At 64.0% G+C, this 20,171-nt stretch carries 19 protein-coding genes; 11 read left to right on the forward strand and 8 right to left on the reverse strand.

Annotated elements, in window-relative coordinates; all coding sequences use genetic code 11:
- The first annotated feature begins 60 nt into the window (after positions 1-60).
- The gene (locus FJ418_RS23315) at positions 61-1,578 is read left to right on the forward strand and encodes an NAD(P)H-hydrate dehydratase (protein WP_140869745.1); all 1,518 of its coding nucleotides are present in this window, start codon (positions 61-63) and stop codon (positions 1,576-1,578) included.
- On the forward strand, positions 1,575-3,581 hold the full coding sequence (locus FJ418_RS23320) for a hypothetical protein (protein ID WP_140869612.1): 2,007 nt from the start codon (positions 1,575-1,577) through the stop codon (positions 3,579-3,581). The genes FJ418_RS23315 and FJ418_RS23320 overlap by 4 nt, the downstream gene beginning before the upstream one ends.
- A gap of 1 nt (position 3,582) precedes the next feature.
- On the opposite strand, the gene waaF is transcribed toward FJ418_RS23320, so the two are convergent.
- From waaF to FJ418_RS23340, 4 genes are all read right to left on the reverse strand, one after another.
- Positions 3,583-4,602, reverse strand: a complete 1,020-nt coding sequence (waaF, locus tag FJ418_RS23325; protein WP_140869748.1) for a lipopolysaccharide heptosyltransferase II — start codon at positions 4,600-4,602, stop codon at positions 3,583-3,585.
- A gap of 60 nt (positions 4,603-4,662) precedes the next feature.
- Complete coding sequence (locus tag FJ418_RS23330; protein WP_140869615.1) at positions 4,663-5,604, reverse strand: glycosyltransferase; 942 nt, start codon at positions 5,602-5,604, stop codon at positions 4,663-4,665.
- Positions 5,605-5,660: 56 nt separating this feature from the next.
- A complete protein-coding gene (locus FJ418_RS23335; RefSeq protein ID WP_140708852.1) occupies positions 5,661-7,193 on the reverse strand; it encodes an acyl-CoA carboxylase subunit beta in 1,533 nt (510 codons plus the stop codon).
- Between the two features lie 64 nt (positions 7,194-7,257).
- Positions 7,258-7,605, reverse strand: a complete 348-nt coding sequence (locus FJ418_RS23340) for a hypothetical protein (RefSeq protein ID WP_140646259.1) — start codon at positions 7,603-7,605, stop codon at positions 7,258-7,260.
- Here FJ418_RS23340 and FJ418_RS23345 point away from each other — a divergent pair.
- The gene (locus FJ418_RS23345) at positions 7,604-9,028 is read left to right on the forward strand and encodes a DEAD/DEAH box helicase (protein ID WP_140869752.1); all 1,425 of its coding nucleotides are present in this window, start codon (positions 7,604-7,606) and stop codon (positions 9,026-9,028) included. The genes FJ418_RS23340 and FJ418_RS23345 overlap by 2 nt on opposite strands.
- A 72-nt stretch (positions 9,029-9,100) precedes the next feature.
- On the opposite strand, the gene FJ418_RS23350 is transcribed toward FJ418_RS23345, so the two are convergent.
- Both FJ418_RS23350 and FJ418_RS23355 read right to left on the reverse strand, forming a co-directional pair.
- Positions 9,101-10,090: an alpha/beta fold hydrolase gene (locus tag FJ418_RS23350; protein ID WP_140869618.1), complete on the reverse strand. Its 990-nt coding sequence runs from the start codon at positions 10,088-10,090 to the stop codon at positions 9,101-9,103.
- A gap of 69 nt (positions 10,091-10,159) precedes the next feature.
- Positions 10,160-11,008 carry an SDR family NAD(P)-dependent oxidoreductase gene (locus FJ418_RS23355; protein WP_140785003.1) on the reverse strand — a complete coding sequence of 283 codons (849 nt, stop codon included), beginning with the start codon at positions 11,006-11,008 and terminating at the stop codon, positions 10,160-10,162.
- Positions 11,009-11,199: 191 nt separating this feature from the next.
- Between FJ418_RS23355 and FJ418_RS23360 the strand changes: the two genes are divergently transcribed.
- From FJ418_RS23360 to FJ418_RS23385, 6 genes are all read left to right on the forward strand, one after another.
- Positions 11,200-12,234, forward strand: coding sequence for a cysteine synthase A (locus tag FJ418_RS23360; protein WP_140869621.1), 1,035 nt, complete (start codon positions 11,200-11,202; stop codon positions 12,232-12,234).
- The gene (locus tag FJ418_RS23365) at positions 12,234-12,977 is read left to right on the forward strand and encodes an alanyl-tRNA editing protein (RefSeq protein ID WP_140869755.1); all 744 of its coding nucleotides are present in this window, start codon (positions 12,234-12,236) and stop codon (positions 12,975-12,977) included. Before FJ418_RS23360 ends, FJ418_RS23365 begins: the two co-directional genes overlap by 1 nt.
- Positions 12,978-13,009: 32 nt before the next feature.
- Complete coding sequence (gene sseA, locus FJ418_RS23370; protein WP_140869624.1) at positions 13,010-13,861, forward strand: 3-mercaptopyruvate sulfurtransferase; 852 nt, start codon at positions 13,010-13,012, stop codon at positions 13,859-13,861.
- The gene (locus tag FJ418_RS23375; protein WP_140869627.1) at positions 13,861-14,424 is read left to right on the forward strand and encodes a GNAT family N-acetyltransferase; all 564 of its coding nucleotides are present in this window, start codon (positions 13,861-13,863) and stop codon (positions 14,422-14,424) included. Before sseA ends, FJ418_RS23375 begins: the two co-directional genes overlap by 1 nt.
- A 129-nt stretch (positions 14,425-14,553) precedes the next feature.
- The gene (locus FJ418_RS23380; RefSeq protein WP_140646255.1) at positions 14,554-15,111 is read left to right on the forward strand and encodes an OmpA family protein; all 558 of its coding nucleotides are present in this window, start codon (positions 14,554-14,556) and stop codon (positions 15,109-15,111) included.
- Between the two features lie 143 nt (positions 15,112-15,254).
- Complete coding sequence (locus tag FJ418_RS23385) at positions 15,255-15,722, forward strand: DUF1203 domain-containing protein (protein WP_140657196.1); 468 nt, start codon at positions 15,255-15,257, stop codon at positions 15,720-15,722.
- A gap of 425 nt (positions 15,723-16,147) precedes the next feature.
- Here the strand turns inward: FJ418_RS23385 and ald are convergent, their stop codons facing one another.
- Positions 16,148-17,263 carry an alanine dehydrogenase gene (gene ald, locus FJ418_RS23390; protein ID WP_040982961.1) on the reverse strand — a complete coding sequence of 372 codons (1,116 nt, stop codon included), beginning with the start codon at positions 17,261-17,263 and terminating at the stop codon, positions 16,148-16,150.
- Positions 17,264-17,466: 203 nt separating this feature from the next.
- On the opposite strand from ald, the gene FJ418_RS23395 reads away from it, so the two are divergent.
- Entirely contained in the window at positions 17,467-17,940 is a 474-nt protein-coding gene (locus FJ418_RS23395; RefSeq protein WP_140657197.1) for an Lrp/AsnC family transcriptional regulator, read from the forward strand.
- On the opposite strand, the gene FJ418_RS23400 is transcribed toward FJ418_RS23395, so the two are convergent.
- Positions 17,937-18,593 (reverse strand): 5-formyltetrahydrofolate cyclo-ligase, encoded by a 657-nt coding sequence (locus FJ418_RS23400; RefSeq protein WP_140869630.1) that lies wholly within the window; start codon positions 18,591-18,593, stop codon positions 17,937-17,939. The two genes, FJ418_RS23395 and FJ418_RS23400, sit on opposite strands and share 4 nt — an antisense overlap.
- A 173-nt stretch (positions 18,594-18,766) precedes the next feature.
- Between FJ418_RS23400 and FJ418_RS23405 the strand changes: the two genes are divergently transcribed.
- Positions 18,767-20,032, forward strand: coding sequence for an NAD(P)/FAD-dependent oxidoreductase (locus FJ418_RS23405; RefSeq protein ID WP_140869633.1), 1,266 nt, complete (start codon positions 18,767-18,769; stop codon positions 20,030-20,032).
- The last annotated feature ends 139 nt before the right edge of the window (positions 20,033-20,171 follow it).

Raw genomic sequence — 20,171 nt, forward strand, 5'->3', positions numbered from 1 at the left:
GCTGGTTTGCTTCGAACCGAAAACTGGACAATGCTTGATCGCATGGAGATCGGCAATCCCATGTACAATGAACTTCTGTCGCCGGCCGAAATGGCCGAGGCCGACAGACTGGCAATCGCGGCCGGTCCGCTCGACGGCTATCGCTTGATGCAACGTGCCGGCGAGGCGGTCGCTGCCGTCGTGCTGGCGCGTTATCCGGCCGCAACGAGGGTGCATGTATTGTGCGGCCCCGGCAACAATGGCGGCGACGGCTATGTCGTGGCGCGGCTGCTGGCCGAGGCGGGCGTGGATGTAGCCCTGTGGACATCCCGCGAACCGCGGGCAGGCAGCGATGCCGCGCTTGCGGCGGCTGACTGCACTCTGGAGCGGCACCTGCTTTCGGCCTTCTCCGCGGAGGCTGGCTCGCTGGTTGTCGATGCGATCTATGGCGCAGGCTTGTCGAAGCCGCTATCCGGCGACGCCAAGGGCGCGGTCGACATCGTGACGGCGATGAACCTGCCGGTTGTCGCGATCGACCTGCCTTCGGGCGTCTCCGGCGAAAGCGGCGAAGTCCTCGGCCCGGCATTTCGCGCTCTCCTCACGGTGGCCTTCGCGCGAAAGAAGCCCGGGCACCTGCTTCTGCCGGGCCGAGAGCGATGCGGCGAGATCGTGTTGGCCGATATCGGCATTCGTGACGAGATTATCGACGCTGTCGCGCCGCGAGCCTTCGAGAATCGACCCGCGCTCTGGATCGCGACCTTTCCCGCGCCGGCCGTCGACACGCACAAATACAAGCGCGGCCACACGAGTGTCTTTTCGGGCGGACCATCCGCGACGGGCGCGGCGCGCCTTTCGGCGCTTGCGGCAGCCCGAAGCGGGGCAGGGGCTGTCACCGTGCTCTCGCCGGCGAACGCCATGCAGGTCAACGCGGCGCATCTGACCTCGATCATGCTGCGCAAGGTCGATGCGATCGAAGATGTGCATGACCTTATCGGCGATCGCAGACCATCCGCCTTCGTCCTCGGCCCCGGCTTCGGTATCGGCGACAAGGCTCGCGATTTCACCCTTGCCGTGCTCGCCAGGAAACGCCAGGACGGCGGCGTCGAGGGCCTCGTGCTCGACGCCGACGGCATCACGTCTTTTCGCAACGCGGCCGCGACGCTGTTCGAGGCGGCCGGCAGGGCTGGCGCGCCGGCCCTGATCATGACGCCGCATGAGGGCGAGTTCGGCAGGCTGTTTGCCGACATTGCGGGTGACAAGGCTTTGTCCAAACTGGCCAAGGCGCGCGAAGCTGCGCGCCGCGCCAACGCCGTGATCGTCTACAAGGGCGCCGACAGCGTGATCGCCTCGCCGGATGGCCGCGCCGCGATCAACAGCAATGGCGCGCCCTGGCTCGCCACCGCCGGCTCGGGCGACGTGCTGGCGGGCATCATTGCCGGGCTTCTCGCGCAAGGCATGCCGGCCTTCGAAGCGGCTTGCGCCGGGGTCTGGATCCACGCCGAGGCCGGCAGCCGTTTTGGGCCGGGTTTGATAGCCGAGGACCTGCCTCTGGCCATGGTGCCGGTTCTTCGCGAACTCGCGGAGAGCGCTGTCCGATGAAACGGCTGGTGCTCTCTATCGTAGTCCTTCTCCTGACTCTATCCGCGACGCAGTCGGCGCGCGCCGCCGACCGCCCGATCACCATCGTCGACGACCCGCGCATCCTCGCCACGCTCGACGCCAGCGGATACGGTTTCGCCGGCCTGTTCGGCGTCGACGGCAGCGACGACCTGAAATCCCTCTACGATGAGGTGCCCACCTACCACGCCATCGTCGACACGGTGGCCGGCGATGTCGCCGCGTTGCGCGGCGACATGAAGACTGGCGGCCGCACTCTCTACGAAGTGACCGACGGCAATGTCGGCCGCATCATCGACATGCGCTGGCTGAAGACGAACGCGGCGCGCTTTCGCCTTGTCGGCGTCGTCAACCGGCTCGACCGGCGCGATTTCGCAGCACTTGGCAACGAGACGAGCTGCGGCGAGGTGCGGTTCATCTATCGCCTGGCCTACAGCTTCAAGAAGAACGGCAGGCAACTGGCCTCGCGCCTGCCGTTCAACTTCAGCGCGATATACCGCGTCGCTCAAGACGCCGATGGCGGCTGCGTGGGCCCTGCCGGCCGCTGGACGCCGCAGATCGACGAAACGGTCGATGCCGGCTGGCTAACCGGCGGGCCGATCGAGAAGACGAGCCTTTCCTTCAAGCAGCTCGAGCTCAACGCGCAAGTTGTGCGCTTTCCTTCCGGCCAGGAAACCGAGTTCGGCGGGCAGGCCGCTTACCTGATGCGCATCTTCAGCATCGATGGTTCGACGGTCGGCCAAAAGCCGCTGGAAAATACGCCGGACATCGCCCGGCTTGCCGAGGATGCTGACCTCAAGGCACGGCTTGCCGACTATGTTCGCGCCAATGCCGCGGCCGTCGATCTCGGCGTCTACGAAATCCCGGATGAATTTCTCGCCCGGAAAGTCGTCTCCTGGTCGACCTTCGGCAGCGCCAGGCAAGCCAATCATCCGTTCACGCCGTTGTTCGACCCGAAGGACTTTGCCGGGCTCGACTATTCCAATCTGAAACTGGTACGTACGCCGGAAGCTCTGGTCGAGCGGCTCGACAACGGCGCCTGCCAGGGCTGCCATCAGGCGGGCTCGACCGCCGGCTTCCATTTCATCGGTCTGGACGACGCCACGACCTCACCGTTGAACCGCCTCGAGGTCGGCATCTCGCCGCATCTGCATGCCGAGATCCCGCGCCGCGAGGCGTGGCTCAAGGCGACCGCCGAGGGCAAGGAGCCCAACCGCTTCCGCCCGCTCTCCTTCGCCCCGCCAGCCGCCTGGAAAGATGCAGGAGAGGTCGATTACACACCGGCCGAAACGGCGATGCCATGCCTGATGCCGGAAGACGCAAGTCGCCTCGGCGGCACCTGGCAATGCGGCGCCGGCACGGTTTGTATGCCGATCGCCACCGCTTCGGGCGTAAGAACCAAATTGGCGCAATGCCTGCTGCCCAGGGAGAGCGACAAAATATTTTCCGGCCACCCATGCCTGACCGGAACTATCGCCAGCAACGGCGCACAGCCTTTCAACGACCGCTACAAGATCACCGGCCAGTTCGCCGCCTTCGCGCCGGCGATCTCGCGCACCGCCTATACCTGCCGGCCGCCGAAGATCGGCGTTCCAGGCGGCTTCGCCTATCGCGCCTGCGATGACAAAGATCGCGCCTTCGCCGCCTTTAAACCCGGCAAGCCGATGCCCAGCGAGATCTGTGGACTGGTCGGCGGCAAGAAGTTCGACATCTGCGTGGCCACCAACAATTTCGACCAGTGTCTCGGTGGCGCCGTCAATCGCGGCAACCGCCCGGCTTGCTCTGCCGATCACTTCTGCCGCGAGGACTATATGTGCCAGTCGCTGCCGGCGGACACGCCGGGCGCCGCCAAGGTCAAAGGCATAGGTTTCTGCTCGCCGACCTATTTCATTTTCCAGATGCGCATCGACAACCACGCCACGCCTTGGACGACCACGGTTCGCGCGAGCATGGGCGCGGGTTTCGGAGCGGCGGCCGAGGAATAAGTCAGGCGAATTGCGGCGCGTTTTTTCGGATCGCTGCCGCGAGCGCCTCGCGAACCCTGTCTTCGGTCACTGCGCGCGTGTTCTCCACCCAACCCGGTGTCGAAATCGGCGGCTCGAGGAAAATCACCTGCTCGTTGACCGGACCGTGCACATAGGCTCGGTTCGAACCGTAGATGAGCACGCACGGACCGCCCAGCGCGCCGGCGGCATGGGAAATGCCGCCGTCGACGCCGAGAAAGACGGTCGAGGCCGCGATCTGGCACATCGCTTCCGCAATATCGGGTGTGGAGGTGAAATCGATCGCCTCAGGCAGTCGCGCCTTTATTTCCGCCGCGGCCTGCCGCTCGCGCGGCCCGCCGATCAGCCAAACCGACCAACCGCAGGCAGCATGGTCGCGCGCGACCGAAACGAAGCGTTCGATCGGCCATGAGCGCTTGTTGGCAAAATCCGAAGTGTAAAGCGCGAGCGCCGGCCTGTCCGGGTCGACGCCATTGCGCCGACGCCAACCGGAAAGCTCCTCGGCGGAGACCACCAATTGCGGAGCCGGCAACGGCCCGTCTTCGGCTGGCCTTTTGCCGAGACGTGCGATTGCGCAGACCTGTTCCGCCAGCCGCGTTTTGCGCGGGCCGAAGGCCACCATCGCTTTCAGCCAGCCGGCGGGCAGGCGGTTGACGATGCCGAACTGGAACTCGCGCGGATAGCCAACGCGCTCCGGTATTCCGGCAAGCCACGGCACCAGCGAAGCTTTGGTGCTGCTGGTGAGCATATAGGCCGCCTGATAATCCTCTTCGCGCAGTTTTCGCGACAGGCGCGCCCGCTCTTTCAGCCCTGGCTTCCAGTCCTTCTCCGCTATCCAGACCTTGCGAACATGCGGCATCAGCCGCGCCAGCGGCGCGGCGATCCTCGAGGTGATGATATCGATCGGCTGCCCCGGGGATCTCTCGGCGATGATCTGGATAGCCGCGTGGCAGCGGATGAAGTCACCGATCGCCGGCAGACAGAAAACCAGGATGGGGCGCAATGCGCGATACCTTCTCGATCCGGAACGGCCATCGCCGACGGGAAATGCCTGCATGATTTGTCACGGAAGCGCTTCGCCATCAAGAATGCGGTGGTAGAGCTCGACATAGGCTTTTGCGGCCTTCTCGATCGGAAACCTGTCTGCCGCGGATTCGCGGCATCTTTGCGCTGGCAAACCGCCAATTTCGCCGAAGCCGCGCGCAAACTCCTCATCCGTGTCGAAGAAACGGCCGGTGTCGGCATCGACAGTTTCGGGCAGTGCGCCGCGTGCCGTCGTGAGGACCGGCGTGCCGCACAGCATCGATTCGACCGGCGCATTGCCGAATGGCTCTTCCCACGAAATCGGGTTCAGAAAGGCCTTGGTCTCGCCCAGCAGGCGCACCTTCGGTTCGCCATCGACCATGCCGTGATAGCGGAAGCGCGACGACAGGCTTTTGAAGAAGACACCCTCGCGGCGGGTCTTGCTGCGGCCAAGCAGCTTCCAGCGCGAGCCGCCGGCGATATCGAGCTTGAAATCGTATTTTTTCGCGAGGTCCACCGCGCGGTTGAGACCCTTTCCGGCCCGCGCGATGGCCGCCATGAAAAACAGATGGTCGTTCTTCGACGGCGCCAGGCGATAGGCATCGACCGGAAAGCCGTTGTAGACGAAGGTCTTGCGGCCATGCAGCTCGGCATGGCGGGCGCTGATGAAGCTCCAGTTCGGCTGCGGCCTCGGATAGTCCGGCAGGTGGCCGCGCTCGGTATTGAGCGTCGGAAAGGGGACCTCGACCTTCCAGGCATGGAGATGGACGATGTCAGTGTCCTTGGGAACGGCCGCGCGGCACTCGTCATTGGTGACCGCGTGGCGGACCTCGCACATCGGATGCGACGACCCCGGGCCGGCGATCAGCGTCACCGGATGCCCCATTTTGACCAATTCCGTGGTCAGCCATTCGACCTGCCGCTGGATCCCGCCATAGCCCTTGCACGGAATAAGGCCCTGGGCCGCAAGTGTTATTCGCATTTCGTCTCCGCGCTCATGTTAGCGGTTGTCGTCCTTTCATCTGGCGGAAGTCTTATTCACAGCGGAATGTTGTCGTGCTTCTTCCAGGGATTCTGCATGTCCTTGTTGCGCAACATGCGCAGCGCCCGCGCGACGCGGCGCCGGGTCGAATGCGGCATGATCACCTCGTCGACATAGCCGCGTTCGGCAGCGACGAAAGGCGACAGGAAGCGATCCTCGTAAGTCTTTGTATGCGCGGCGATTTTCTCTGGATCGCCGATGTCCTTGCGATAGATGATCTCGACCGCGCCCCTGGCGCCCATCACGGCGATCTGTGCCGTCGGCCAGGCATAGTTCATGTCGCCGCGCAGATGCTTCGACGCCATCACGTCATAGGCGCCGCCATAGGCCTTGCGGGTGATCACGGTGATCTTCGGCACGGTCGCCTCGGCATAAGCGAAGAGCAGCTTCGCGCCATGCTTGATCAGCCCGCCATATTCCTGCGCGGTGCCCGGCAGGAAGCCCGGCACGTCGACGAAGGTGACGATCGGGATAGAAAAACAATCGCAGAAGCGCACGAAGCGCGCCGCCTTGCGGCTGGCGTCGGAATCGAGCACGCCTGCCAGCACCATCGGCTGGTTGGCGACGAAGCCCACCGTGCGGCCGTCGACCCGGCCGAAGCCGGTGACGATGTTTTTGGCAAAGCTCTGCTGGATCTCGAAGAAATCGCCTTCGTCGGCAACCTTCAGGATCAGTTCCTTGATATCATAGGGTTTGTTGGCATTGTCCGGGATCAGCCGGTCGAGCGACAGGTCGTGATCCGTCACTGACTGGTAGCACTCGACCTCGGGAATTTCGGCGGTGTTGGAGGCCGGCAGCAGATCGACCAGCCGGCGCATCTGCAAGAGCGCCTCGACGTCGTTGTCATAGGCGCCGTCGGCGATCGAGGACTTGGTGGTGTGGACGGAAGCGCCGCCGAGGCTTTCGGCGGTCACCGTCTCGTTGGTCACTGTCTTTACCACGTCCGGCCCGGTGACGAACATGTAGGAGGTGTCGCGCACCATGAAGATGAAATCGGTCATGGCAGGCGAGTAGACGTCGCCGCCGGCGCAGGGACCCATGATCAGCGAGATCTGCGGGATGACCCCGGAGGCGAGCACGTTGCGCTGGAAGATCTCGGCATAGCCGCCGAGTGCCGCCACGCCTTCCTGGATACGCGCGCCGCCGGCGTCATAGAGGCCGATGATCGGCGCGCGATTGCGCAGCGCCATCTCCTGGACCTTGATGACCTTCTCCGCATGCGCCTCCGACAGCGAGCCGCCGAACACGGTAAAATCCTTGGCGAAGATATAGATCGGGCGACCGTTGACGGTGCCCCAGCCGGTGACGACGCCGTCGCCGGCGATCTTGGTCTTCTCCATGCCGAAATCGGTCGACCGGTGCTCGACATACATGTCGAACTCTTCGAACGAGCCCTCGTCGAGGAAGACCTCGATACGCTCGCGAGCGGTGAGCTTGCCCTTCTTGTGCTGCGCCTCGATGCGGTCCTTGCCGCCGCCCATGCGGGCAATCTCGCGGCGGCGCTCGAGTTCCTTCAGCACGTCTTTCATCGCTGGTCCCCAAAACGGATAAGTGATTTGTGGTAATCGCCAGGATAGGGGAGCGCAAGCGCCCTCATTTTTGTTGCACTGCAACATGAAGCCCCTTGCATTTCGGGCCGGACTCGGCCATATGCAGCGGCATAGGCGCTTGGGCCGGGAACGAATCCGGCCTTCTCGACGAATGAGACTGGTTGCGTCTGTTTTCCCTCTTTCCGGCAAATCGGCCCTGGTCGATCGGCAAGCTGGCGAAAAAGCCCCGAGGCATGATGCTTGCGGGCACGACAGCGCAGCCGCGCGGACGATCGTCCGCCGCCTTGTCGTTCCATGATAATTTATCCGACGGCAGGTTGCGCCCTGCCGCCATTGATGTTTGCGGCCACAAGGCCGCGTGAAAGAAGAATATTTTGACCAACGAAAACATGGCGGAACTGAATGGTTTCGCCGCACTTGGAATTTCGGGCGCGTTGCTGAAGGCCACTCATGCCGCCGGCTTCGCCGATCCCAAGCCGATCCAGATGCAGGCGATCCCGCCGCAGTTGGAAGGCCGCGACATTTTTGGCATCGCCCAGACCGGCTCCGGCAAGACCGCGGCCTTTGCGTTGCCGATCCTGTCCAAGATCATCGGGCTCGGCACCAAGCGCCGGCCGAAGACGACGCGTGCGCTCATCCTGGCGCCGACGCGCGAGCTCGCCGTGCAGATCGAGGACACCATCAAGATCCTCGCCAAGGGCGCGCATGTCTCGACCGCGCTGGTGCTCGGCGGCGTCTCGCGCTTCAGCCAGGTGAAGAAGGTTGCGCCCGGCGTCGACATTCTGATCGCCACGCCGGGCCGCCTGACCGACCTGGTGCGCGAGGGCGATCTCATCCTTGCCGACACCAAATGGCTCGTCCTCGACGAGGGCGACCGCATGCTCGACATGGGCTTCATCAACGACGTCAAGCGCATCGCCAAGGCGACCGCGCCGGACCGCCAGACGGCACTGTTCTCGGCCACCATGCCCGATGAGATCGCAGAGCTTGCCAAGGGCTTGCTGAAGAACCCCGTCCGCATCGAAGTTTCGCCGCAAAGCACCGCGGCAGCCGAGATCGTGCAGAGTGTGGTGCTCGCCCGCACCAAGCAGAAGCGCCAGGTGCTGTCCAAGATGCTCGCCGACGAGGCAATGCGCTCGGTGATCGTGTTCTCGCGCACCAAGCATGGCGCCGACCGCGTCACCAAGGACCTGGCCCGTGACGGTTTCGAGGCTGCCGTCATCCACGGCAACAAATCGCAGAACGCCCGCCAGAAGGCGCTCAACGATTTCCGCGATGGCTCGGTTCGCATCCTGGTCGCCACCGACATCGCGGCGCGCGGCATCGACGTGCCCGGCATCAGCCATGTCGTGAATTTCGACCTGCCGGACGAGGCGGAGAGCTACGTCCACCGCATCGGCCGCACCGGCCGCAACGGCAGGGACGGTATTGCGATCACGCTTTGCGATCCTTCGGAGAACGCCAAGCTGCGGCAGGTCGAGCGTATCATCCGCATGAAGCTGCCGGTTGTTGCCGACCATCTCGGCAGCCCGGATCCGCAGCGCGACCCCAGGGAAAAGACCGAGCGTCATTTTGAACCGGCCAATGATCGCGAACATCACGGCGCCCGCCGCGATGGCCGCCGTCCTGGCAACGGTGGCGACAACAAGCGTTTCGGCGGCAAGCCTCATGGCGAACGCGCTCCGAAGCCGCAGGGCGAACGCCCGGCTGCGGCCAAGCCGAATGGCTCGAGCAAGCCTGACGGCTTCAAGCGCTTCAAGGGCAACAACAAGCGCCGCTTCGGCGGCAAGCGTCCGGCGAACCGGGCTGCTTGAGCCCAGCAGAATCACGCGAACAGGAACGGCCGGAGCGATGCTTCGGCCGTTTTTCATTTCACTGGCCCGACTTCACTCGCCTGACTGCTGCTGCATCAGCGCCTTCACCCACACCACGATGCGCTGGGTGAGAAAGGCCGTGGTCTGCGGCGACAGCACATCGCCGGCGATGACGTGATTGTCCGGATCGCCGGTATCGTCGACCGGCACCAGCTCGTGCGGAGCTCCCCAGCGTCCGGCAATCTCGCGCGTCCGGTCGGGTCGCACCACCTTGTCGGAATCTGAGAAGATGAACAGGGCCGGGATCGTCGCCTTCTCGACCGGCGCGCCATAGGCGAGTTCCGTGAGCGCGGCCATCGGCAGCACCGCCTTCATCGGGTATCTGGTGGTCCAGAACTTTTCGTGGAGCGCGTTGCGCGCCGGAAAACTGCGCTCCTTGCCGCCAACGAGCTCGGCGAGTTGCCCGCCCCAGGGCATGGTCAGCAACTCGGCGCCGGAGGCCTTGACGCCGAAATTGGGCGATATGAACGCGATCGCGGCGACATCGTCCGAAGCGCCCGGCTGCGTTGCGGCCCACGCCGCCAGCGAGCCGCCGGTCGAGGTCCCGATGACGATCACCTTGTCGCCGATGGCGCGGCCGATGGCCAACGCCTCCTCATAGTCGTTGATCCAGGCATTGACACTGCCTTGCGCCATTGCCGCGCCGTCCTGACCGTGGCCGGTCAGGCGCGTGTAGAAGAGATTGGCGTCCAGTTCATCCGCAATGTCGTCCGGCAAGGGGCGGACCTCGCCCTTCGAGGCGGAAAAGCCATGGATATAGACGATGGCCAAGGGCGTCTTGGCATGGACCATCGGGTTCGCCCAGATGATCTCCTTGTCGAGCCCGTCACGGATGTTGGGCACGGCAGCCTCTTCACGCGCCAGATAGGCCTGCGGATCGTCGCCGATCGCCGACGGATTGAAACGGATTGTCGTATCGACCGACACGCGCGGACCAAGGAAGAAACCGGCGACCAGGACGACTGCAAGGCCAAGCACCGCAAGCACGATCCGCCGCCCCATTACAGTCTCCAAGCAATGATTCTCAACCTATGGCCGTCCCCGCCGGCAGGCAATCGCCGTTTCGCCGGCTTATGTCGCCTTGTCGCGGGGCGGATCTTTTTTGCCGGGCAGCCTGCGGTCGAAATGCAATGGCCGCCCCCACCAGTGGGTGGTGAGACCAATGACGAACCGGCAGATCGGCCGCGGCAACAGGCTGAGCAGTTTCAGGGGCAAGCTTACGTGGTACGGGAAGGTGACTTCGAAGCCGCCTTTCCTGATGCCGCGCGCCATGCGGCGTGACGCGCGATGTACAGGCATCAGGCCCGGCATCGGCAGCTTGTTCTTTTCGGTCAGCGGCGTGTCGACGAATCCCGGATTGATGACCTGAACGCGGATGTTCATCTTGTCGAAGTCGTATTTCAGCGACTCCGCCAGGATGTTGATCGCGGCCTTGGTGCCGCCATAGGCCGCCGTGGTCGGCCAGCCGCAATAGGCGGTGACCGATCCGACCAGGACGACATGGCCGCGTCCGCGCACGCGCATATGCTCGACGACCGGCACCACGCCGTTGACGATGCCGAAATAGTTCACGGCGAAGGAGCGATGGAAATCGCGCACCACCAGGTTCTCGCCGGGTGTGGCGATATAGTTGCCGGCGTTGAAGACGGCAAGCACGATCGGCCCCATCTGTTCTTCGATCGCGGCGGCCGCGCGCGCCATGCCCTGCTCGTCGGTCACGTCACAGGGAAAGGACTTCACATGTCCGGACATCTGCGCCGTTTCGACGATCAGCGTGTCGGCTGGATCTTCCGGCAGCGACGTCACCGCGACGGCATAGCCTTGATTGGCGAGATCCTTGGCCAATGCCCGGCCAAGGCCGCTGCTGCCGCCCGTGATCCAGGCGACACCGTCTTTCGGATTGGCCCGGTAGAGTGCCATGGGATGTCCTGCGAATGTTCCGGTTTGCTCTAGCGGCGGAGAAATCGGTTGAAAAGAGCGGTTTTGCGCATGACGTTGAAATGATCGCGAGCATTGCACCATCCGGAATGCGACTGGACCAGGCAAAATCTTGCCTTGAAACCGCGGCTTCCGGTTTTTAGGGTCTCGCCGCACACATGAAGGAATCCCGCATGCCCCGTTCTGTGATCGAAGCGATCGGCAACACGCCCCTGATCCGGCTCAACAAAGCTTCGGAAGCGACCGGCTGTGAGATCCTCGGCAAGGCCGAGTTCATGAATCCCGGGCAATCGGTAAAGGATCGGGCCGGCCTTTTCATCATCCGCGATGCCGAGCAGCGCGGCCTGCTCAAGCCCGGGGGGCTGATCGTCGAAGGCACTGCCGGCAACACCGGCATCGGTTTGACGTTGGTCGCCAAGGCGCTTGGCTACCGCACCGTCATCGTCATCCCCGACACGCAGAGCCAGGAAAAGAAGGACACGATCAAGATCCTGGGCGCGGAGCTGATCGAAGTGCCGGCGGTGCCCTACAAAAACGCCAACAATTACATAAAACTGTCCGGCCGCCTTGCCGAGCAACTGGCGCGCTCGGAGCCGAACGGCGCGATCTGGGCCAACCAGTTCGACAATGTCGCCAACCGCGACGGCCATATCCGCACGACCGCGCAGGAAATCTGGGCTCAGACCAACGGCAAGATCGATGGCTTCGTCTCGGCCGTCGGCTCCGGCGGCACGCTCGCCGGTGTCGCGCTCGGGCTCAAGGGCAAGAGCAAGGACGTCAAGATCGCGCTCGCCGACCCGCTGGGTGCCGCCCTCTACAGCTTCTACACCAGCGGCGAGCTGAAATCCGATGGCAGCTCGATCACCGAAGGTATCGGCCAGGGCCGCATCACCGCCAATCTGGAAGACTTCACGCCGGATTTCTCCTACCAGATCCCGGACGAGGAAGCTTTGCCGATTATCTTCGACCTGATCCAGGAAGAGGGGCTCTGCGTCGGCGGCTCGACCGGCATCAACATCGCCGGAGCCGTCCGACTGGCGCGCGAGCTCGGACCAGGCCACACCATCGTGACGATCCTTGCCGACTACGGCACGCGCTACCAGGCCAAGCTCTTCAATCCGGAGTTCCTGCGCGGCAAGAATCTTCCGGTGCCGGGCTGGATGGAAGAAAAAGCCGATATTTCAGTGCCGTTCGAAAAGGTGGCATGATGGCGTACAAAACCGAGGCGCGGTTTCGCGACGACGCCTATCAGAAGACGGCGGAGGCCGAGGTTATCGCCGTCAACGACCGTGGCGGCATCCTGCTCGACCGAACGATCTTTTATGCCACGTCTGGCGGACAGCCGGGCGATACCGGCATGCTCGAACGTGCCGACGGCGGCCGCATCGCGATCGCCGCCACCATCACCGGCGAGACCAAGGACGAGATCATCCATGTGCCGGCACCGGAGCACGCGCTGCCCGCTGTCGGCGAAAGGCTGAAGCTCTTGATCGACTGGGAGCGGCGGCACCTTCTGATGCGCATGCATTCCGCCTGCCACCTGCTGACCGTGGTCTGTCCGTTTCCGATCACCGGGGCGGCGGTTGCCGAAGACGACAGCCGCGTCGACTTCGACATTCCCGACGCCGGCTTCAGCAAGGAGGATGTGACGGCGAGGCTGATGGAGCTGGTGCGCGCCGACCATCCGATCTTCACAAGGCTGATCACCGACGAGGAACTCGCCTCCAATCCCGGCCTGGTCAAATCGAAGAACGTCCGCCCACCCGTCGGTACAGGAAAAATCCGCCTGGTCTGCATCGGCGCCAACGGCTCGATCGACAGCCAGCCCTGCGGCGGCACGCATGTGAAGTCGACCGGCGAGGTCGGCGAGATCCATATCGGCAAGATCGAGAAGAAAGGCCGCGAGAACCGGCGCTTCCGTATCCGCTTCGGATCGATACCGGCGAATTGACGTTAAGGCGAGGCGGGGCAGGGAGAACAAAAATGGCGCAGGACAGCCCTTTCATCGTCGACGCCGACTGGCTGGAAAAGCAGCTTGGCGAGCCCGGCCTCACCATCATCGACGCCTCCTGGTACCTGCCGGCGCAAAAGCGCGACGCCCGCGCCGAATACGATGCCGCGCACATTCCCGGCGCGCGCTTCCTCGACCAGGATGCGGTTTCCGATCCGGATTCGAAACTGCCGCACACATTGGCCTCGCCACAGCACTTCGCCCAATATGTCGGCGCCATGGGCGTTTCGGCCGACGACACGATCGTCGTCTATGACGGTCCAGGCCTGTTCTCGGCGCCGCGCGCCTGGTGGATGTTCCGCGTCATGGGCGTCTTTCAGGTCTACATCCTGAACGGCGGCATCGACCGCTGGAAGGCCGAGGGGCGACCCGTGACGGCTGAGCCGACGAAGATCGCGCCAAGCGTCTTCCACGCCGATTTCGACGCGGGCCGGGTTGTCGGGCTCGACGAGATGCGCAGGATCGTCGGCGGTCGGCAAAGCCAGATCGCCGACGCGCGCTCTTCAGGCCGCTTTGCCGGCACAGATCCGGAGCCGCGCCCAGGCGTCCGCTCGGGCCATATGCCTGGCGCGCGCAATGTTCCGATCACGGCGCTTGCCGAGAATGGCGAGTTGCTGCCCAAGGACCGCTTGCGCAAGGTGATCGAGGGCGCCGGCATCGACCTGTCGAAGCCGGTCGTCACGTCCTGCGGCTCGGGCATCACCGCGGCGGCGATCACGCTGGCGCTGGAGACGCTCGGCCATACCGATAACCGGCTTTACGATGGTTCCTGGACAGAATGGGGCGGTCTCGGCGACACGCCGGTGGTGACGGGGAAAGAATGATGGAAAACGGCGCGCTGCAAGATATCGATGTCACGGTCACGTTCCTGGAGATGCATGCGGCGCCGGCGGTTTCGCCGCCGATCCCCTACAACCGCCAGATCGCGCTGCTGAAGACGAAAGATATCCCACTCCATTTCTATCGCTATCTGATGGATCGCGTCGGGCGCAAATGGCACTGGGTCAATGTGCTGAGGCTGAGCGACGAGGAGCTTGCCGCCGGCCTGCACCGCGAGGACCGCGACATCAGGGTGCTCTATCTCGACGGCGCTCCCGCCGGCTTCTTCGACCTCAAGCCGCATCTGCCGGACGAGGTGGATCTCGCCTATTTCGGCATGATGGAGCATGCGCACGGCCAGGGCATCGGCCGCTGGTTCCTTGGCGCCGCGATCTCGGCGGCCTGGGCGCTTGGGCCAAGGCGCGTCACCGTGCAGACCTGCACGCTCGACCATCCGGCGGCTCTCCCGCTGTACCAGAAGCTCGGCTTCACGCCGGTGGCGCAGAAGAAGGAGGTCGTGCATCCGCTGAGCTTCGCCGAGCGCTCGGCCAGCGTCATGCGAGGCTAAGCCGTTCAAGCAATTCCGAACGGCAAGCTATAACGTCTCACCGCCTGAACGCCTCGTTCATCGCCGCTTCAGACTGTCTTTGCCATTGTCCCGGCCGCATTACGAGGCCGGGCTTGTAGGAGAAAAGACATGCTGACCCGACGTACATTCGCCGTAGCCATGATCGCGGCAATTGCCATGCCGAGCCTGGCATCCGCGCAGGCGACCACGCCTTCGGCTGCCACGATCGAGCGCCAGCTCGACGCCGCGCCCAGGAAGAAGCTACGCCCGAACGAGCGCGTCACCATTCGCGAGTTCAAGCGCCGGCCCGATCTGCGGCGCATGGCGCGCTCGATCGACATCCAGTCGATCAATTTCGAATTCGGCTCGGCCGCCATCGCCCCTTCGCAATACGGCAAGGTCGAAATCATTGCCGACGCGCTCCATCGCATCTTGCGGCGCGACCGCGGCGCCCGCATCCTGATCGAAGGCCATACAGACGCCGTGGGTTCTTTCGAATCGAACCAGGTCCTGTCCGAACGCCGCGCCGCGTCGCTGAAGCGGACGCTGGTGGGTGAGTTCGGCGTGCCCGCCTTCGCGCTGGACACCGTCGGCTATGGCGAGGAATTCCTGCTTGTGCAGACCCAGCAGGAGAACTGGCGCAACCGGCGCGTGACGCTGCGCCGCTTCGACGATTTCGTGCGGTGAAGCTGAGCCGATAATACCGACAACGGAGCCCGGCCTGTTCAAGGCGGCCGGGCTCTTTCACTTGTGCGCGGCGTCAGTCAGGAATCGGGTGGAAGACACCGTCGCACAGGCATAATTTCCGGAAATCGACACCGGAGATTGCCATGGGCATCCAGTTCAAAGCCTTGCCGACCGAAGCCGTGCGTGCCCTGCAGCGAGGAGGGCCCGACGCCTACGGCCGCACCCCGGAGCACCGGATCTCCGATGGCGACGGCGTACCCTGCAGGCACTGCATGAAGAATGTCGCCGCGGGCAAAGGCTACCTGATCGTGGCTTACCGGCCGTTCCCGCAACTGCAACCTTATGCCGAAACCGGCCCGATCTTCCTCCACGCCGAGGAATGCGAGCGCGCCGCCGAGGGCGATGCGCTGCCGGAGATGCTCGAAAGCAGCGACTATATCGTCAGGGGCTATGGCGAGGACGATCGCATCGTCTATGGCAGCGGCGCCGTCACGCCGACCGGCGAGATTGCCGCCCGGGCGCGGACGCTGTTCGGGCGCGACGACATCGCCTACATCCATGTCCGCTCGGCCCGGAACAATTGCTATCAATGCCGCATCGAGCGGGCATGACCAAAAAAAAAGCCCGCCGATGGTCGGGCGGGCCCGTTGGAGGGTCTGACAGAAGCTGTCGGCCAGTGCTGTCCGGGCCGGACTTGTCCGACCCGGCAGGCTCAGGCCGCCAGTAACGGTCCGTCTCTAGGCGTCTTTCTTGTCGAGCGAATGTGAAGCATTTCACACAAGGGCGCATATTGGCGGAAGACGAGAAAAGGCGCATTTCAAGACTGTCGTATTCCCGTCGCACTACTGCGCTAGAAAGCAGTTGTTGATGATTTGCCGACCGCGGATGGACCGGCGGCAGGTCGCAACATTCGAGGAAGCGGGGCTTTTGCTCCGCTTTTTTGTTGCCCGGTTTTCTTGACGCGACCAGTTTGCGCTCAAGAAAAAGCCCGCCGGAGTGACCCGGCGGGCGACTGAAGGAAATCTCTGCGAATTTATCAGGCGGCAAGAACCGCCTTCGGTTCGACCATTTCGTAGCCGAGCGCTTCGGCGACGGCGCGGTTGGTGATCTTGCCCTTATGGACATTGAGGCCGTTGCGCAGGTGATGGTCGTCGACCAGCGCCTTGAGGCCCTTGTCGGCGAGTTGCAAGCCGTAATGCAGTGTCGCGTTGTTGAGCGCGTGCGCCGAAGTGACCGGCACGGCGCCGGGCATGTTGGCGACGCAATAGTGGATCACGCCATCGACCTCATAGGTCGGATCGGCATGCGTCGTGGCATGCGAGGTCTCGAAGCAGCCGCCCTGGTCGATCGCGACGTCGACCAGCACCGAGCCCTTCTTCATGCCGGAAAGCATTTCGCGGGTCACGAGCTTGGGCGCGGCGGCGCCCGGGATCAGCACGGCGCCGATCACGACGTCGGCCGAAAAGCATTCTTCCTCCAGCGCTTCGACGGTCGAGTAACGCGTATGCACGCGGCCGCCAAAAATGTCGTCGAGCTGGCGCAGACGCGGGATCGAGCGGTCGATGATGGTGACATCGGCGCCGAGGCCGGCCGCCATCTTGGCCGCATGCAGGCCGACGACGCCGCCGCCAAGCACGGTGACCTTGCCGGGCAGCACGCCGGGCACGCCGCCGAGCAGCACGCCGCGGCCGCCATTGGCCTTCTGCAGTGCGGTCGCGCCGGCCTGGATCGAAAGGCGGCCGGCGACTTCCGACATCGGGGCGAGCAGCGGCAGGCCGCCGCGATCGTCTGTTACGGTCTCATAAGCGACCGCGGTCACGCCCGAGCCAAGAAGACCCTTGGTCTGCTCCGGATCGGGAGCGAGATGCAGATAGGTGTAGAGGATCTGGCCGTCGCGCAGTTGGACCCATTCGTTGGGCTGCGGCTCCTTGACCTTGACGATCATGTCCGACTTGGCGAACACGTCGGCGGCCGTCTTGGCGATGGTCGCGCCGGCGGCGCGGTAGGCGTTGTCGTCGGCGCCGATACCGGCGCCAGCGCCTGTCTCGACCAGCACTTCGTGGCCATGCGCGACATATTCGCGGACCGAGCCGGGCGTCAAACCGACGCGATATTCATGGTTCTTGATTTCCTTGGGGCAGCCGACACGCATCTTTTTTCTCCTGTCCGCGCCCTTCAAGGGGCGCTCTCCCTGTCATTGGTGCATGCCACCGGCTCCAAATTCGGAGGTGGACACGCAGTAACCGCAGTCAACCACGAATCGTTCCGTATGTGTTTGCGAATGCACTTGCGGCAACGGTCGCTCTTCGATAATTGTTGCGCGAAATCACTAGAAATTCGCAGGAACCACGAAAAATGCCGCTCGACAGGATTGATATCGCCATTCTGGAGACTTTGCAGAAGGATGGGCGGATACCCAATGCGGCGCTTGCCGAGAAGGTCGGGCTGTCGCAGTCGGCCTGTTCGCGCCGGCTCGACAATTTGGAAAAAGCCGGGACCATCCGCGGCTATCACGCCAGGCTGTCCAATTCCGCGCTCGGCCACCAGATGACGGCGATCGTGCACATATCGCTGTCAGGGCAATTCGAAAAGACGCTGTCGGATTTCGAGGCGGCGATCAAGCGCTGCCCGAACGTGCTCTCCTGCCATTTGATGTCGGGCGAATACGATTACATTCTGCGCATCGCGGCGAAGGATCTCGTCGACTATGAGCGTATCCACAAGGAATGGCTGTCGGCCATGCCGCATGTGACGAAGATCAACTCATCCTTCGCGCTGCGCGAGATCGTCGATCGCACGGCGGTCGGGCTGCGGCCGGAGATGGCTTAAGCGCTAGCCTCCGTAACCACAGTCGTCATCGGAATGTCGTGCGGCTGCGGGTAAATGGTCGCAATGCGCTGCAGTTCGTAACCGACGCCGACGACCAACGGCCTGAACGGCATTGCGGCAAGCGTGCGATCGTAAAAGCCGCCGCCATAACCCAGCCGATAGTTACCTGGATCGATGCCGACGATCGGCGAGATCACGATGTCGGGCAGCACCGGGTCGCCCTCGGCCGGGATCGGAATGTTCCACACGCCCTTTTCCAGCCGGTCGCCCTGTTTGTAGGCGCGAAACACCAGCGGCTGCCCCTTCTCGATGACGACGGGCAGCGCCGTGCGCCCACCGCGCTCGTTGACCGAGGCCATCCAGCCGCGCAGATCCGGCTCACCGCGAAACGGCCAGTAGAGGCTGACCATCCGGCCGGCTATGTCTCCGATCAGCGCGTCGAGGCCGTCCGCGATGCGCGCAGACATGGCCGCGCGCGCATCGGCTGAGACCACAAGGCGGGCGCCGATGAGCCGCTCGCGCTCGGCCTTGCGCCAGCGTCTGACATCCGTCCAGTCGGAGAGCGGCTCCCGGTATTCCGGGTCGAGTTCATGCATAAAGCAGGGCGGCGAGGCGTATTGCGCCGGCCCTTCGTCGTCACGGTTGTCGGCCATGCTTGGCTCCTGTCGATTTGTTTCACGCTATACTCATGGCTGTGCGGTCGCATGTGCATTCACGACGCCGCGCGACGACTCCCGGGCATGGTAATTGCCCGATCCAACATTGTTGCAGCGCACAAAAATACTTACATCACGGGTGACGGTTACACTTGGCGAGACGAAATGAAATGAGCGAAACCGAGCATAACGTCATTGTCGTCGGCGCCGGCTTCGGCGGCCTCGAACTCACGCGTGCGCTGGCGGGAGCTCCGGTGCGCATCACCATGATCGACAAACGCAACCACCATCTTTTCCAGCCGCTGCTTTACCAGGTGGCGACGACGTCGCTTGCGACCTCTGAGGTTGCCTGGCCGATCCGTCATCTGCTGCGCAGGCGCAAGGACGTGACGACGCTTCTCGGCAATGTCACCGGCGTCGACCGCGCCGGCAAACGCGTGCTGCTCGAAGACGGCAGCTCGGTTCCTTATGACACGCTGGTGCTCGCCACCGGCGCGCGCCACGCCTATTTCGGCCATGACGAATGGGAGCCGTTCGCGCCGGGGCTGAAGACGCTCGAGGACGCCACGACGATCCGGCGACGCATCCTGCTGGCCTTCGAGCAGGCGGAACGCGAAACTGACCCGGCCAAGCGCCAGGCGCTGCTGACGCTGGTCATTGTCGGCGGCGGGCCGACCGGCGTCGAACTCGCAGGCACCATTGTCGAGCTCGCGCATGACACGCTGCGCGGCGAGTTCCGCAACATCGATACCCGACAGGCGCGCGTCGTGCTGATCGAGGCTGGCGACCGGATCCTGGCCAATTTCGCGCCGCAGCTTTCCGACTATGCCCGCAAGGCGCTGGAACGGCTGGGCGTCACCGTCGAGCTCGGGCGCCCTGTCACGAAACTGGATGCCGAAGGCGTCGTCTTCGGCGACAGGCGCCTGCCGGCAAGGACGATCATCTGGGCGGCCGGCGTCGCAGCTTCGCCCGCGGCCGAATGGCTGGGGGCTGCGGCCGACCGGGCGGGCCGGGTGCTGGTCGAACCCGATCTCACTGTGCCCGGCAATCCAGACATTTTCGTCATCGGCGACACCGCGCATGTGCTGCGTCCGGATGGAAAGCCGGTACCGGGTGTGGCGCCGTCGGCCAAGCAGGAGGGCAAGCACGTCGCCGCGACGATCAAGGCGCGGCTGGCCGGCGACACCGCGACGCGTCCTTTCCGCTACAAGCATGCCGGCGACCTGGCGACGATCGGCAAGCGCGCCGCCGCCATCGATTTCGGTTGGATCAAGCTCACCGGCTGGCCCGCCTGGTGGCTCTGGGGCATAGCGCACATCTATTTCCTGATCGACTTCCGCAACCGCCTGGCGGTCTCGCTTAGCTGGCTATGGATATATCTTACCGGCCAGCGCAGCGCGCGGCTGATCACCCAGGGCGACGACGACAAGAGCTGATTTCCTCGCCGTCATCGGCTTCATCGAGACGTCACCTTCTCGTGATCGAAAGGCCTTTCGCGCGCGTGGACTCGAAGCCTCATCAGCGCCATGCTCCATGCCTGGGGCAGGGTCGTCGCGTTGTCGAAGAGGAGAAGAA

Origin of the sequence: Mesorhizobium sp. B2-8-3 (assembly GCF_006440815.1) — a bacterium.
Classification (GTDB): Bacteria; Pseudomonadota; Alphaproteobacteria; order Rhizobiales; family Rhizobiaceae; genus Mesorhizobium.